The sequence below is a fragment of the Aeromicrobium sp. Leaf350 genome (genome assembly GCF_916858655.1).
Lineage (GTDB): Bacteria > Actinomycetota > Actinomycetes > Propionibacteriales > Nocardioidaceae > Aeromicrobium.
Genome location: NZ_CAKASL010000002.1, coordinates 538,134 through 552,291 on the forward strand (window position 1 = coordinate 538,134; position 14,158 = coordinate 552,291).

The 14,158-nt window shown below is 71.5% G+C and carries 14 protein-coding genes; 10 read left to right on the forward strand and 4 right to left on the reverse strand.

All coding sequences use genetic code 11. The features are described from left to right. Window positions 1–16: 16 nt before the first annotated feature. The 3 genes from LO931_RS11530 to LO931_RS11540 are packed head-to-tail and all read right to left on the reverse strand — an operon-like array spanning window position 17 to window position 2,883. On the reverse strand, window positions 17–1,009 hold the full coding sequence (locus LO931_RS11530) for an SDR family NAD(P)-dependent oxidoreductase (protein WP_229053744.1): 993 nt from the start codon (window positions 1,007–1,009) through the stop codon (window positions 17–19). A gap of 36 nt (window positions 1,010–1,045) precedes the next feature. Next, window positions 1,046–1,702, reverse strand: coding sequence for a response regulator transcription factor (locus tag LO931_RS11535; protein WP_229053745.1), 657 nt, complete (start codon window positions 1,700–1,702; stop codon window positions 1,046–1,048). Further along, a complete protein-coding gene (locus LO931_RS11540; protein WP_229053746.1) occupies window positions 1,699–2,883 on the reverse strand; it encodes a sensor histidine kinase in 1,185 nt (394 codons plus the stop codon). Before LO931_RS11540 ends, LO931_RS11535 begins: the two co-directional genes overlap by 4 nt. A gap of 130 nt (window positions 2,884–3,013) precedes the next feature. Here LO931_RS11540 and LO931_RS11545 point away from each other — a divergent pair, with 130 nt between their 5' ends. The 8 genes from LO931_RS11545 (at window position 3,014) to LO931_RS11580 (ending at window position 11,599) form a co-directional block, all read left to right on the forward strand. Next, complete coding sequence (locus LO931_RS11545) at window positions 3,014–3,925, forward strand: ABC transporter ATP-binding protein (RefSeq protein WP_229053747.1); 912 nt, start codon at window positions 3,014–3,016, stop codon at window positions 3,923–3,925. Further along, window positions 3,922–4,719 carry an ABC transporter permease subunit gene (locus LO931_RS11550; RefSeq protein ID WP_229053748.1) on the forward strand — a complete coding sequence of 266 codons (798 nt, stop codon included), beginning with the start codon at window positions 3,922–3,924 and terminating at the stop codon, window positions 4,717–4,719. Before LO931_RS11545 ends, LO931_RS11550 begins: the two co-directional genes overlap by 4 nt. 86 nt (window positions 4,720–4,805) lie before the next feature. Continuing rightward, window positions 4,806–6,008 (forward strand): 1-deoxy-D-xylulose-5-phosphate reductoisomerase, encoded by a 1,203-nt coding sequence (gene dxr, locus LO931_RS11555; RefSeq protein ID WP_229053749.1) that lies wholly within the window; start codon window positions 4,806–4,808, stop codon window positions 6,006–6,008. Beyond that, entirely contained in the window at window positions 6,005–7,303 is a 1,299-nt protein-coding gene (locus tag LO931_RS11560; protein WP_229053750.1) for an RIP metalloprotease, read from the forward strand. The genes dxr and LO931_RS11560 overlap by 4 nt, the downstream gene beginning before the upstream one ends. Before the next feature lie 25 nt (window positions 7,304–7,328). Further along, entirely contained in the window at window positions 7,329–8,477 is a 1,149-nt protein-coding gene (gene ispG / locus LO931_RS11565) for a flavodoxin-dependent (E)-4-hydroxy-3-methylbut-2-enyl-diphosphate synthase (protein WP_229053751.1), read from the forward strand. A gap of 81 nt (window positions 8,478–8,558) precedes the next feature. Then, window positions 8,559–9,401, forward strand: a complete 843-nt coding sequence (locus LO931_RS11570; protein ID WP_229053752.1) for a DUF4081 domain-containing GNAT family N-acetyltransferase — start codon at window positions 8,559–8,561, stop codon at window positions 9,399–9,401. A gap of 54 nt (window positions 9,402–9,455) precedes the next feature. After that, a complete protein-coding gene (locus LO931_RS11575; protein ID WP_229053753.1) occupies window positions 9,456–9,830 on the forward strand; it encodes a hypothetical protein in 375 nt (124 codons plus the stop codon). Between the two features lie 23 nt (window positions 9,831–9,853). Further along, window positions 9,854–11,599, forward strand: a complete 1,746-nt coding sequence (locus LO931_RS11580) for a proline--tRNA ligase (protein ID WP_370636105.1) — start codon at window positions 9,854–9,856, stop codon at window positions 11,597–11,599. 18 nt (window positions 11,600–11,617) lie between these two features. On the opposite strand, the gene LO931_RS11585 is transcribed toward LO931_RS11580, so the two are convergent. Further along, window positions 11,618–11,899: a DUF4287 domain-containing protein gene (locus LO931_RS11585; RefSeq protein ID WP_229053754.1), complete on the reverse strand. Its 282-nt coding sequence runs from the start codon at window positions 11,897–11,899 to the stop codon at window positions 11,618–11,620. Between the two features lie 43 nt (window positions 11,900–11,942). Between LO931_RS11585 and fmt the strand changes: the two genes are divergently transcribed. Both fmt and LO931_RS11595 read left to right on the forward strand, forming a co-directional pair. Next, entirely contained in the window at window positions 11,943–12,863 is a 921-nt protein-coding gene (fmt, locus tag LO931_RS11590; RefSeq protein ID WP_229053755.1) for a methionyl-tRNA formyltransferase, read from the forward strand. Further along, on the forward strand, window positions 12,860–14,131 hold the full coding sequence (locus LO931_RS11595) for a transcription antitermination factor NusB (protein WP_229053756.1): 1,272 nt from the start codon (window positions 12,860–12,862) through the stop codon (window positions 14,129–14,131). The genes fmt and LO931_RS11595 overlap by 4 nt, the downstream gene beginning before the upstream one ends. Window positions 14,132–14,158 lie beyond the last annotated feature (27 nt).

Below are 14,158 nucleotides of genomic sequence, written 5' to 3' on the forward strand. Positions count from 1 at the left end.
GTATGGGGCTGCAGGTCTAGGCCGGGGCGTGGTCGATGCCGGCCAGGGCGGCGACGGCGTCCCACACCTTCCGGCGCAGGACGGGGTCCTCGGTGGTCCAGGGCAGGTAGGTCGTCGACCGAGGGTGCCGGTCCGACCAGAACAGGCCCGTCGTGGCGGTGGCCTCCGGCGCTGCGGTGAGCCAGACGAGGGTGTCGGCCCCGGACCTCGCGTCACGCAGGATCGGCCGGATCGCGCGGGCGAATCCCGGCATGCTCTCGGCGATGCCCTCGGTGGCGGCCCAGCCCGGGTGCATGCTGTGCACCACGACGCCGTCGCCCGCCAGACGGGTGGCGAGCTGCTCGCCCAGCAGGACCTGCAGGCGCTTGGTGCGCGCGTAGGCGCGGATGCCGCGGTACGTGCCCTCCCGGTACTGCAGGTCGTCGGCCAGCGCCGCGTTCAGCGGCGCGGAGTACATGCCCCCGGACGACATGATCAGCACCCGCGAGTCGTCGGCAGCGGCGAGCGCCGGACGCAGGAGCTCGGTCAGCAGCAGCGGGCCGACCACGTGGGTGGCCAGGGTCAGCTCGATGCCCTGCGCGGACTCGCTGCGCTCCTCCGGCATCACCCCGGCGTTGTGGATGAGCGCGTGCAGGGCCGGCACCTGCTCCAGCGTGCGTGTTGCATAGGCGCGCACGGCGTCGAGGTCGCTCACGTCGCACGTCTCGGGCCGCACGTCGGCGTTCGGCACGGCGAGCCGGAGCCCCGCCGCGGCCTCGTCGAGGCGCGACTGGTCGCGTCCGAGCAGGTGCACAACGGCACCGAGCCGAGCGAGGTCGGTCGCTGCTGCCAGACCCAGTCCGCGGCTGGCGCCCGTGACCAGCACGTGCTTGCCGACGAGGGCGTGCGCAGGCGGGTCAGCCGGCCACCAGCGGCGACGCAGGGCCGGTCCGATCGAGGAGTACCCGGCGGGCACGACCTTGTCGAGGACGGCGTCGAGGGCTCCGAGGACGGGGGAGGGGCGGCTCATGCCTCCACGCTAGGTCAGGGCCGGGCAGTTGGCTTCTCAGAGCAGGCCGGCGTCGTGCACGCTGATCGCCACCTGCACGCGGTTGGTGGCGCCGAGCTTCGTGAAGATGTGCGCGATGTGTGCCTTCACCGTGGCCAGGCTCAGGTGCAGCCGATCGGCGATCTCGGCGTTGGAGGCACCGCGGCCCACCTCGATCGCGACCTCCAGCTCGCGCTCGGTCAGCGCCGAGACCCGCACCCGCGCCGCGTCGACGGCCGAGGAGGGCGCTGCGTCGGTGACCTGGCGGATCAGCTGGGCGGTGATGGTGGGCGACAGGATCGGCTCGCCGTCGAAGACCCGGCTGACCGCGTCGACGATCGCCGCCGGGGCCGTGTCCTTCAGCAGGAACCCGTGGGCACCCGCCGCGAGCGCCCGCACGACGTAGTCGTCGGCGTCGAAGGTCGTCAGCACGATGATCTTGGGCGGGTCCGGCAGGGCCAGGATGGTGCTCGTGGCCTCGATGCCGTCCAGCACGGGCATGCGGATGTCCATCAGTACCAGGTCGACCCCGCCACGGCGCACCCGGTCGACCGCCTCGCGGCCGTCGCCGGCCTCACCGACGACGTCGATCGTCTCCGACCCGCCGAGGATGAGGGCCAGGCCGGCGCGCACCAGTGCGTCGTCGTCGACCAGCAGCACCTTGACCGCGTTCATGCGGGCCACGGTATCCACGCCGAGAGGACGAAGTCGCGCCTCGGGGTGACGTGCCGCTCGAGCCGACCACCGGCGAGCTCGACCCGCTCGCGCAGGCCGATCAGGCCGAGGCCCGAGGGCGGCAGCGCGTTCACGGGCTGACCGATGGGCAGCTTGTTGCGGACGACGACCTTCAGGCCCTCTCCCGGCGCGCCGGTGATCGAGATCTCCGCGGCGGTGTGGGTCGCGTGCTTGCGCACGTTCGTCAGGCCCTCCTGGACGACGCGGTACACGGTGCGCCCCGTGGCCTGCGGCACGGCGCCGGTGTCGATGTCGATCGACGCCTCGACGCGCAGGCCGGTGGACTGAGCCTCGGTGATGAGGTCGTGCACGGCCGTGGCATCGGGCTGTGGCCGCTCGGGTGCGGCGTCGCCCGGCCCCTCACGCAGCAGGCCCAGCACCTCGCGCAGCTCGACCAGCGCCTGGTGCGCGTTCTGCTGGATGACGCCGGCGGTCTCCCGCATCTGGGCCGGGGTGAGGTCCTCACGGTAGGTCAGGGCTCCGGCGTGCATCGTGACGGTCGAGATGCGATGGGCGAGGACGTCGTGCATCTCCCGGGCGATGCGCGTGCGCTCCCCGGTGCGCGCCTGGGCGACCCTCGCGGCCTGCTCGGACTCGGCCGTCTCGGCACGCTCGCGAAGGGTGCCGAGGAGCTCGCGCCGCGAGCCGACGTACATGCCCCAGGCGATGATGATGCCCAGGATCGCCACGAGGGCCGGGCCCGTCACGATGAAGTCGTCCTCCTGCGAGCCGGGGGCGCTGCGCAGGCTGACCAGCCCGGCGCCCAGCCCGACGAGGCCGGCCGGCACGATCTCGCGCCAGCGACGCCGGGTCGCGAGGGAGAACAGCGCCAGCGTCGCGGCGCCACCGGAGGAGAAGGAGATGAACGTGGCGGCATTGGTGACGAGGGCCACCGTCAGCGGGTGACGGCGGCGACCGAGCGCCACGACGGTCATCGCGACCCCGATCGCGAGGTCGACCCAGAACCACCAGCGCAGGTTCTGCCACTGCCAGATCCCCGCCTCGATCCACGAGGCGGCCGCCAGCACGATGACCAGGAGGATGCGCCAGGTGTGCCCCCAGCGCGAGATCGGCAGCGGGGAGAAGACCGGCTGCCGGTCGCTGGGGAGGAGCTGACGCACCTGGTCAGCCTAGGTGAGGCGCCGGCTGGGCAGACCGGCCATGAGGCTCGGGCAGGTTCATACTTTCGGCGGGCAGACGTGGACCCGTGACGGATGTGCTCGGCCGGTCGGCGACGGCAGAGTGAGGTCCATGATCACCGTCGAACACCTCACGAAGACGTACGGCGCCTTCCGCGCCGTGGACGACGTCTCCTTCTCCTGCAAGCCCGGCACCGTCACGGGCTTCCTCGGCCCCAACGGCGCCGGCAAGTCCACCTCGATGCGCATCATGGCCGGCCTGACGATCCCTGACTCCGGGTCGGCCACGATCGGTGGCGTCAACTACCGCGACATCCCCAACCCGGGGACCCAGGTCGGCGTCCTGCTCGACGCCTCCGCCCAGCACGCGGGCCGCACGGGTCGCGAGATCCTGACGCTCAGCGCCCTCACGATGGGCCTGCCGAAGTCGCGCGTCGACGAGATGCTCGACCTCGTCAGCCTCTCGCCGTCGGAGTCGAAGCGCCGCGTCAAGAACTACTCGCTCGGCATGCGCCAGCGCCTCGGCATCGCCAACGCCCTGCTCGGCGACCCGAAGATCCTGATCCTCGACGAGCCGGCCAACGGTCTCGACCCGGCGGGCATCCACTGGATGCGCAGCCTCCTGCGGGCGTACGCGAACCAGGGCGGCACCGTGCTGCTCTCCTCGCACCTGCTGCACGAGATCGAGATCATCGCCGACGAGATCATCGTCATCGGCAACGGCAAGATCGTCGCCCAGGGCACGAAGGCCGAGCTGCTGGAGGGGGCCGGTGCGTACGTGCAGGCCGCCGACAACGCCGCGCTCGCCGCCGCGCTGGCCCAGGCCGGCTTCACGGCCGGCGCCAAGGGTGACGGACTCTCGGTCGACGCCGAGCCCGCCCAGATCGGTCAGGTCGCCGCAGCTGCGGGCCTGGCCCTCGTCGAGCTCCGTGGCGCCGACAGCGCCGGGCTCGAGGACATGTTCCTGCAGCTGACCGCCACCACCCAGCGCGAGGGTGTCGTCACCACCGGAGGTGTCGCATGAGCGCCGCAACCCCCACCGCACCCGTCACGATCCACACGCAGCGTCCCGGCGTGCCGTTCACGCGGCTGGTCCTGGTCGAGCTGCGCAAGATGTTCAACACCCGGTCGGGCTTCTGGCTCATCGCCAGCAGCCTCATCATCTCGGTCATCGCCGCGATCATCGTGATCCTGGTGGTGCCTGACGAGTCGCTGACGTTCGGCCTCTTCGGTGCCGCGTTCGGCACGCCGCTCGCGCTGTTCCTGCCGATCATCGCCGCCCTCGCGGTCACGTCGGAGTGGAGCCAGCGCTCGGGCCTGGTGACCTTCACGCTGGCGCCCCACCGGGGCGCGGTGATCGGCGCCAAGGCGGTCGCCTCCATCATCGTCGCGATCGTCGCGATCCTGTTCGCCTTCGCCGTGGGGGCCCTCGGCAACGTGGTGGGCGCCGCGGTCAACGGCATCGACCCGGTGTGGAACCTCGAGCCGCTGGACCTGTTCTACCTGTTCCTCGGCAACGTCCTGGGCCTGCTGATCGGCTTCATGTTCGGCGTGCTGCTGCGCAACTCGGCCGCCGCGGTCGTCGCGTACCTGGTGTACTCGTTCGTGCTGCCGGCGATCCTCAGCATCCTGGCCGAGCTGCAGGACTGGTTCCGCGACCTGCAGCCGTGGGTCGACTTCGGCTTCGCGCAGACCCCGCTGTTCGAGGGCGGACTGAGCGGGGAGCAGTGGGCGCAGCTCGCGGTCTCCGGCTCGATCTGGTTCGTGATCCCGATGATCGTCGGCGTCTGGTCGGTCCTGCGGGCCGAGGTCAAGTAGAACTTCCCGTCACCGCTTCGGGGGAACTGGTGGCGGGGGTGCCGGGCTCCGGGCGGCAGAGAGTACCCGTGAGCCAGAATGGCGACATGCGCAAGCGTGTCGCCATTCTTGGTTCCACCGGGTCCGTCGGGACGCAGGCTCTCGAGGTGGTCGAGGCGACCCCTGACCGGTTCGACGTCGTGGCCCTCGCCGCAGGCGGGGGACAGCCCGAGGTCCTGGCCCGTCAGGCGATCGCGCACCAGGTCGAGGTCGTCGCGGTGGCGCAGGCCACGGCGGCCCAGGACGTGCAGCTCGCGCTCTACGCCGAGGCCCAGCGTCGCGGCTGGGAGCAGGGCGACCACCGCATCCCACGACTCCTGGCCGGGCGCGACGCGGCGACCGAGGTCGCCCGCACCCCGTGCGACGTCGTGCTGAACGCGATGACCGGGGCCGTCGGGCTCGGGCCGACGCTCGCCGCGCTCGAGACCGGCACGACCGTCGCCCTGGCCAACAAGGAGTCGCTCATCGTCGGCGGCGACCTAGTGATGTCGGCGGCGAGGCCGGGTCAGCTCGTGCCGGTCGACTCCGAGCACTCCGCGCTGGCGCAGGCGCTCAAGGGGGAGGACCCGGCCGACGTGCGGCGCCTCCTCGTGACCGCCAGCGGCGGCCCGTTCCGCGGGCGCTCCCGGGCGGAGCTCACCGACGTCACGCCCGAGCAGGCGGCAGCGCACCCCACGTGGGACATGGGTCCGGTGATCACGATCAACTCGGCCACCCTCGTCAACAAGGGGCTCGAGGTCATCGAGGCCCACCTGCTGTTCGGCATCGACTACGACCGCATCGACGTCGTCGTCCACCCCGGGTCGGTCGTGCACAGCATGGTCGAGTTCGTCGACGGCTCGACGATGCTGCAGGCGTCGCCGCCCGACATGCGTCTGCCGATCGCGCTCGGCCTCGACTGGCCGCGGCGCGTGCCGGGCGCGGCGAACGGCTGCGACTGGACGTCGCCCGTCACCTGGCTGTTCGAGCCGCTCGACGACGTCGCCTTCCCGGCCGTCGAGCTCGCGCGGCGCGCCGGACGCTTCGGGCGCACGGCCCCGGCCGTGCTCAACGCGGCCAACGAGGTCTGCGTCGACGCCTTCGTCGCCGGCGATTTGGACTTCCTCGGCATCGTGGACACGGTGGCCGCGGTCGTGGAGGAGCACTGTGCCTCCGCCGGGACCCAGGCCACCGACCTCACGCTCGAGGGCGTGCTCGACGCTGACGCGTGGGCACGGTCCAGCGCCCGACACAGGATCGAGACCGCATGACCGCCGTGATCTACGCCCTCGGCGTCATCGCCTTCCTGCTGGGCGTCGCGATCTCGATCGCCCTGCACGAGTGTGGCCACATGTACCCCGCCAAGAAGTTCGGCGTGAAGGTCACCCAGTTCTTCGTGGGCTTCGGCAAGACGCTGTGGTCGACGCGACGCGGTGAGACCGAGTACGGGCTCAAGGCGGTCCCGCTGGGCGGATTCGTCAAGCTCGTCGGCATGCTGCCGCCCGGGCCGGGCGACGACCCGCACGCCGTGCGCTCGTCCAACACGGGGCTGTTCACGCAGCTCGTGACCGACGCGCGCGAGGCCGAGTACGAGACCATCACCACCGCCGACGAGCCGCGCCTGTTCTACAAGCTGCCGTGGTGGAAGAAGGTCATCGTCATGGCCGGCGGGCCCATGGTGAACGTCGTGATCGCGGCGTTCCTGTTCGCCGTCGTGATCATGGGGTTCGGTGTCGAGCAGCCCACCACGACCGTGTCGTCCGTCTCCGACTGCGCCATCAGCGACGCCGAGGCCGGGCGCGCGTGCACCGATGACGACCCGCCCACCCCGGCCAGCGAGATCGGGCTCCTGCCGGGCGACGAGATCACCGCGTTCGGCGGCACGCCGGTCGAGTCCTGGGACGAGCTGACGAGCCTGATCCGGGCCAACGGCTCGGACACCTCCACGATCACCTACGTGCGCGACGGCTCCACCGCGACCGTGCCGGTCACGACCTCGGTGATCGAGCGTCTGGCGGTCGACGACCCCGAGCGGGTCGAGGACGTCGGCTTCCTCGGTGTCTCCCCGGAGTTCACCTACCAGCGCCAGGGCCCGCTCTACGTCGGCGAGGTCATGTGGGAGACCACGAAGCGCACGGCCGAGGCGATCGCACACCTGCCCTCGCGCATGGTCGACGTCGTCCGGGCCGCCTTCGGCGCCGAGCGGGCCGACGACAGCCCCATCAGCGTGGTCGGCGCGAGCCGGGTCGCGGGCGAGCTCGTGACGGTCGACGAGCCCACCTGGGCGGAGCGGGCCCAGCGCGTCCTGACCCTGCTGGCGAGCCTCAACCTGTTCCTCGCGCTGTTCAACTTCGTGCCGCTGCTGCCGCTCGACGGCGGTCACATCGCCGGTGCCCTGTGGGAGGGCGCGCGGTCGCGCTGGGCGCGCCTGCACGGCAAGCCTGATCCGGGCCCGGTCGACGTCGCCAAGATGCTGCCGGTCGCCTACGTCGTCGGCATCACGCTGATCGTCATGAGCGTGATCCTCATCTACGCCGACATCGTCAATCCCGTCAGCGTGACCTGAGGTCGTCCGCGCTAGATTCGTCAGCATGGACATCGATCTGGGGATGCCGGAAGCGCCGCCGCCCACGCTGGTGCCGCGGCGCGTCTCGCGCAAGATCAAGGTGGGAACGGTCGACGTCGGCGGCGACGCGCCGGTCTCGGTGCAGTCGATGACGACGACCCTGACCTCGGACGTCAACAGCACGCTGCAGCAGATCGCCGAGCTCACCGCCGCCGGCTGCGACATCGTGCGGGTGGCGTGTCCCAGCCAGGACGACGCCGACGCGCTGGAGGCGATCGCGCGCAAGTCGCAGATTCCCGTCATCGCCGACATCCACTTCCAGCCCAAGTACGTCTTCGCGGCCATCGACGCCGGCTGTGCCGCGGTGCGCGTGAACCCGGGCAACATCCGCAAGTTCGACGACCAGGTCGGCGCGATCGCCAAGGCGGCCGCCGACGCCGGCGTCTCGTTGCGCATCGGCGTGAACGCCGGCTCCCTCGACAAGCGGCTGCTCGAGAAGTACGGCAAGGCCACCCCGGAGGCGCTCGTCGAGTCCGCCGTCTGGGAGGCCTCGCTGTTCGAGGAGCACGACTTCCACGACTTCAAGATCTCGGTCAAGCACAACGACCCGGTCATCATGAGCCAGGCCTACGAGATGCTCGCCGAGCGGGGCGACTGGCCGCTGCACCTCGGCGTCACCGAGGCGGGCCCGGCCTTCCAGGGCACGATCAAGAGCTCGGTGGCCTTCGGCTACCTGCTCGGCAAGGGCATCGGCGACACGATCCGCGTCTCGCTGTCGGCGCCCCCGGTCGAGGAGGTCAAGGTCGGCATCCAGATCCTGCAGTCGCTCAACCTGCGACCGCGCAAGCTCGAGATCGTCTCCTGCCCGTCGTGCGGACGAGCCCAGGTCGACGTCTACACGCTCGCCGAGGAGGTCACCGCCGGCCTCGAGGGCATGGAGGTCCCGCTGCGCGTCGCGGTCATGGGCTGTGTCGTCAACGGTCCGGGTGAGGCCCGTGAGGCCGACCTCGGCGTCGCCTCCGGCAACGGCAAGGGACAGATCTTCGTGAAGGGCGAGGTCATCAAGACCGTCCCCGAGAGCAAGATCGTCGAGACCCTCATCGAGGAAGCCATGCGCATCGCCGAGGACATGGAGCCGGTCGAGGGTGGCGCGGCCCAGGTCACCGTCACCTAGGCTGTACTCATCGTGCCGCCCAGCGCTCGGCGCCCCTGCCGGGCCGGTCCTGGTGGCGTCGGTCCACCAGAGGAGCGCGTCGTGCTCGGCACTCGCACGGAGGTACGGCCGCTGACGCCGTACGACCTGCCGGAGTTCCGTCGTGTCATCGAGGCCGATCCGCACGTCAACGTCTTCCTGCGCCACCGCGGCGACCTGACCCGCTTGGAGCCCCGCTGGCTCGGCGGTCAGGTGCTCGGGTTCTTCGTCGACGGGCGTCTGCGGTCGGTGTGCCACTGCGGCGCCAACGTCGTGCCGGGGGAGGCCGACGACGTCGCGGTCGACGCCTTCGCCGAGCTCATCGGTGCCAGCCCCGTGCGTCCCGCCTCGATCGCCGGACCGCGCGATGCCGTGCTGCGCCTGTGGGCGAGCCTCGAGCCCGAGTGGGGCCCCGCCCGTTCCGTGCGGCCCGACCAGCCGTTCCTGCTGATCGACCACGCTCCCACGATCGCGCCCGACCTTCGGGTTCGGCGGGTCATGGTCGACGAGCTCGACCTGCTGTACCCGGCCTGCGTGCAGATGTTCACCGAGGAGGTCGGTGTCGACCCCGAGGCGACGCACGGCAACCTCTACCGGGCGCGGGTCGCCCAGCTCATCGCCCAGGGGTGGTCGTTCGCGATCGTCGAGGACGGTCGCGTGCTGTTCAAGGCCGAGATCGGAGCCACCGGCCCCGGCACGTGCCAGCTGCAGGGCGTCTGGGTCGACCCCGCCCTGCGTGGTTCGGGCCTCGCGGCACCGGCGGTCGCCGGCGTCGTGAACCTGGTCCGCGACGAGGTCGCGCCGACGGTGAGCCTCTACGTGAACCGCCACAACGAGCGCGCGCACCGCACCTACCTGCGGGCCGGCTTCCGCCAGCACGACACGTTCGCCACGGTCCTGCTCTAGGCCCCCTGCCTGCGCACCGCTGCCGTCGCTGCCGGTGACCACTACAGTCGCGCCATGGCTCGCAACCGTGACATCACGTTCCTGACCGTCCTGCTCGGCATCGCCGGGGTGCTCCACTTCGTGAAGCCCGAGCCCTTCGAGAAGATCGTGCCGAAGGCGCTGCCGTACAAGAAGGAGCTCGTCTACGCGTCGGGCGTGGTGGAGGTCGGCTCGGCCGTGCTGCTCGCCCGCCCGCAGACCCGGCACTGGGGTGGACGGATCGCCGCGCTGCTCCTGCTCTCGGTGTTCCCGGCCAACGTGCAGATGACCGCCGACGTGCTCCGTAGCACGAAGGCACCCACGTGGTTCAAGATCGGCACCGTGGCCCGTCTGCCGCTGCAGGTCCCGCTGATCGCCATCGCGCGCAAGGCTGCCCGCTCGCCCCAGTGAAGCGGGTCAGTAGGGTCGTCGGCATGCGCATGACCCAGCTGTTCGTCCGAACGCTCCGCGACGCCCCGGCCGACGCCGAGGTGGCGAGCCACCGGCTGCTCGTCCGGGCCGGATACGTCCGCCGCGCGGCCCCGGGCATCTATACCTGGCTGCCGCTGGGCCTGAAGGTCCTCGGCAAGGTCGAGCAGATCGTGCGCGAGGAGATGAACGCGATCGGTGCGCAGGAGGTCCGCTTCCCGGCGCTGCTGCCGCGTGAGCCCTACGAGGCCACGAACCGCTGGACCGAGTACGGGCCCAACCTCTTCCGGCTGCAGGACCGGCGCGGCACCGACATGCTGCTCGGCCCCACGCACGAGGAGATGTTCACGCTCCTGGTCAAGGACCTCTTCTCGTCGTACAAGGACCTCCCGGTCACGCTGTACCAGATCCAGACGAAGTACCGCGACGAGGCGCGACCCCGCGCGGGCATCCTGCGCGGCCGCGAGTTCGTCATGAAGGACTCCTACTCCTTCGACGTCACCGACGAGGGCCTGGAGACGAGCTACCGCAACCACCGCGACGCCTACATCCGGATCTTCGACCGCCTCGGCCTGGAGTACGTCATCGTCCAGGCCGACTCGGGCGCGATGGGTGGCTCGGCGAGCGAGGAGTTCCTCGCGGTCACGGCCGTGGGGGAGGACACCTTCGTGCGCTCGCCCGGCGGCTACGCGGCGAACGTCGAGGCCGTCACGACCGTGGTGCCCGAGGCGATCCCGCTCGACGGACTCCCCGAGTCCCACGTCGAGGACACGCCCTCCACGCCCACGATCGAGACGCTCGTCGACCACCTCAACGAGCGCTTCCCCCGCGACGACCGCCCCTGGACGGCCGCCGACACGCTGAAGAACGTGCTCGTGATGCTGAGGCACCCGGACGGCTCCACCGAGCCGCTCGCGATCGGCGTGCCCGGCGACCGTGAGGTCGACGCGAAGCGACTCGAGACGCAGGTCTCGCCCGCCGAGGTCGAGCCCTTCGACGAGGCCGCCTTCAGGCAGCATCCCGGCCTCGTGAAGGGCTACATCGGACCCGGCTCGCTCGGCACCGAGAGCGGCACCGGCATCCGGTACCTGCTCGACCCCCGGGTCGTCCCGGGCACGCGGTGGGTCACGGGCGCCAACCAGCCCGGCCACCACGTCCTCGACCTGGTCGCGGGTCGCGACTTCACGGCCGACGGCACGATCGAGGCGGCCGAGGTGCGCGCCGGTGACCCGGCCCCCGACGGCTCGGGTCCGCTCGAGCTGGCTCGCGGCATGGAGATGGGCCACATCTTCCAGCTCGGCCGCAAGTACGCCGAGGCGCTCGGGCTGCAGGTGCAGGGCGAGGACGGCAAGCTCGCCACCATCACGATGGGCTCCTACGGCGTCGGGGTCTCCCGGGCCGTGGCCGCCGTCATCGAGGGCTCGCACGACGAGCTCGGCATCGTCTGGCCGAAGGAGCTGGCGCCGTACGACGTCCACGTCGTGCTCGCCGGCAAGGACGACGTCACGAGTGCCGGTGCGGAGCAGGTCGTCGCCGACCTGGAGACCGCCGGCATCGAGGTGTTGTTCGACGACCGACCCAAGGTCTCGCCCGGCGTGAAGTTCAAGGACGCCGAGCTGCTCGGCATGCCGACCATCGTCGTCGTGGGCCGCGGCTACGTCGACGGCCTGGTCGAGGTCAAGGACCGCGCCTCGGGCGAGCGGCGCGACGTCGCCGTCGCCGACCTGGTGGGGTACCTGACGACTCCCTGAATCGCTAGCACTGAACCGCTAGCGGTGGGCGATGCCGTCCAGGCGCAGCAGGTTCGACTCGTCGCTGTGGGTCCCGTCCGTGCCGACGTGCTTGTCGGAGATCTGCGGACCGTTCTTCACGACGTGCACGAGGGCCATCGCGTGCCCGCGCCCGAGGCTGTACTCGTCGGCGAGCCAGGTGATGATCTCGCCCGACTTCGTGTCGGGCCCGAAACCGCGGGCGTGGGCCTCGTCGACGAGGTCCTGCGGGATCTTGCCGGTCTTCTTCTCGATCGCGTCGATGTACGCCTGGAAGCTCATGCGGGGATCGTGCCACAGCGCGGAGTCCCTAGACTCGGCCGCGATGAGAATCGTCTTTGCCGGTACCCCCGAGACCGCCGTCCCCTCGCTCGAGGCCCTGATCGCCAGCCGCCACGACGTCGTCGCGGTGGTGACCCGCCCCGACGCCCGTGCCGGTCGCGGGCGCACCCTGGCAGCCTCGCCGGTGGCCCAGGTCGCCGAGAGGCACGGCATCGAGGTGCTCAAGCCCGCGACGCCGTCCGACCCGGAGTTCCTGGACCGGCTGCGCGAGATCGCCCCCGACTGCTGCCCGATCGTGGCCTACGGCGCGCTGATCCGTCGCGCGGCACTCGACATCCCCGAGTTCGGGTGGGTCAACCTGCACTTCTCGGTCCTGCCCTCGTGGCGGGGTGCCGCGCCCGTGCAGCGCTCGATCATGGCGGGTGACGAGGTGACCGGGGCCAGCGTCTTCAGCCTCACCGAGGGGCTCGACGAGGGGCCGGTGCTCGGCGTCATCACCGAGCTCGTGCGGCCGGAGGACACCGCCGGCACGCTCCTGGAGCGCCTGGCGGTCGAGGGCTCGAGGCTGCTGGTCGACGCGCTCGACCACATCGAGGACGGCGACATCGGCGTGCAGCAGCAGGACGAGGAGCTCGTGAGCCTCGCGCCCAAGCTGACGACGGAGGACGCGCGCGTGGTCTGGAACCGCCCGGCCTTCGCGATCGACCGCCACATCCGTGGCTGCACGCCCGCACCCGGCGCCTGGGCCGAGCTGGGCGACCTTCGGGTCAAGATCGAGCCCGTCACGATCGCCGAGGAGTCGACGCTCGAGCCCGGGCAGATCGTGTTCGGCAAGAAGGAGGTGCGCGTCGGCACCACCACGACCGACGTCGTCCTCGGCACGGTGCGTCCGCACGGCAAGAAGCCCATGGCGGCTGCCGACTGGGGCCGCGGCCTCACCGATCCGGCCGGGTACCTGTCGTGAGCGACCTGGCGCGCGGTGTCGCGTTCAACGTCCTGGCGGCGGTCCGGGACGACGACGCGTACGTCAACCTGCTGCTCCCGCGGCTGCTGAGCGATGAGAACCTCGACAGTCGTGACGCGGCGTTCGCCACCGAGCTGACGCACGGGACGATCCGCTGGCAGGGCACCTACGACGCGATCATCGACCACCTCGCCCCGCGTCAGCTCGACCCTCCCGTCCGCGACGTGCTGCGTCTCGGCGCCCACCAGCTGCTGGCCATGCGCGTGCCCGACCACGCCGCGGTCTCGACCTCCGTGGCCCTGGTTCGTCGCGTCGTCGGCCACAAGCCGGCCGGGTTCGTGAACGCGATCCTGCGCCGCGTCGCCGAGCGGGACCTCGACGCGTGGATCGAGCTGCTGACGCAGGGCCTGGCGACCGACGAGGCGCTGGCCGTCCGGTACTCGCACCCCGTGTGGGTCGTGCGTGAGCTGCGCCGTGCGCTGCTCGCGGTCGACGCGTCCCACGAGATCGAGGAGCTGCTCGCGGCCGACAACGTGGCCCCCAAGGTCACCCTCGTGGCGCGACCCCGGCTCGCCACCGTCGCCGAGCTGCCCGGCACGCCGGGACTGCTCTCGCCGTGGGCCGTGGTGCTCGACGGTGGCGACCCGGGGCAGATCGCGGCCGTCCGGGAGGGCCGCGCTGCCGTCCAGGACGAGGGCTCGCAGCTCGTCGCGAAGGCGCTCGTCGACCTGCCGCTCGAGCCGCCGCGGACGCGGTGGCTCGACCTGTGCGCGGGTCCGGGCGGGAAGGCGGCTCTCCTCGGTGCCCTGGCCGCCGAGCGCGGCGCCCACCTGGTGGCCAACGAGGTCCAGCCCCACCGGGCCGAGCTGGTGCGCCAGTCGCTCCGGGCGCTGCCCGACGTCGAGGTCACGTGTCACGACGGCCGGGAGGGCCCGTGGGAGGCGGGGTCGTTCGACCGCATCCTGATCGACGCTCCCTGCACGGGCCTCGGTGCGCTCCGCCGCCGGCCGGAGGCGCGCTGGCGCCGGACCCCCGAGGACCTGCAGGCCCTGGTGCCGTTGCAGCAGGCGCTGCTGCGGCGCGGCATCGAGCTGCTGCGTCAGGGCGGGGTCATCGCCTACGCGACCTGCTCGCCGTCGCCGTCGGAGACGCTCGACGTCATCGAGACGGTCGGGCGAGGCGTCGCGGTGCTCGAGCGCGTCGACCGCTGGTGGCCACACCGCGATGGCACCGACGCGATGTTCGTGGCCCTGCTGCGCAAGCGCTGACCCCGCCTGGGGGTGTGGCGGGGCACC

Bases quoted from the DNA above. Each gene is read 5' to 3' on its own strand.
- LO931_RS11530 (WP_229053744.1), bottom strand. From the start codon at position 1,009: ATGAGCCGCCCCTCCCCCGTCCTCGGAGCCCTCGACGCCGTCCTCGAC.
- LO931_RS11535 (WP_229053745.1), bottom strand. From the start codon at position 1,702: ATGAACGCGGTCAAGGTGCTGCTGGTCGACGACGACGCACTGGTGCGC.
- LO931_RS11545 (WP_229053747.1), top strand. From the start codon at position 3,014: ATGATCACCGTCGAACACCTCACGAAGACGTACGGCGCCTTCCGCGCC.
- LO931_RS11550 (WP_229053748.1), top strand. From the start codon at position 3,922: ATGAGCGCCGCAACCCCCACCGCACCCGTCACGATCCACACGCAGCGT.
- dxr (WP_229053749.1), top strand. From the start codon at position 4,806: ATGCGCAAGCGTGTCGCCATTCTTGGTTCCACCGGGTCCGTCGGGACG.
- LO931_RS11560 (WP_229053750.1), top strand. From the start codon at position 6,005: ATGACCGCCGTGATCTACGCCCTCGGCGTCATCGCCTTCCTGCTGGGC.
- ispG (WP_229053751.1), top strand. From the start codon at position 7,329: ATGGACATCGATCTGGGGATGCCGGAAGCGCCGCCGCCCACGCTGGTG.
- LO931_RS11575 (WP_229053753.1), top strand. From the start codon at position 9,456: ATGGCTCGCAACCGTGACATCACGTTCCTGACCGTCCTGCTCGGCATC.
- LO931_RS11580 (WP_370636105.1), top strand. From the start codon at position 9,854: ATGCGCATGACCCAGCTGTTCGTCCGAACGCTCCGCGACGCCCCGGCC.
- LO931_RS11585 (WP_229053754.1), bottom strand. From the start codon at position 11,899: ATGAGCTTCCAGGCGTACATCGACGCGATCGAGAAGAAGACCGGCAAG.
- fmt (WP_229053755.1), top strand. From the start codon at position 11,943: ATGAGAATCGTCTTTGCCGGTACCCCCGAGACCGCCGTCCCCTCGCTC.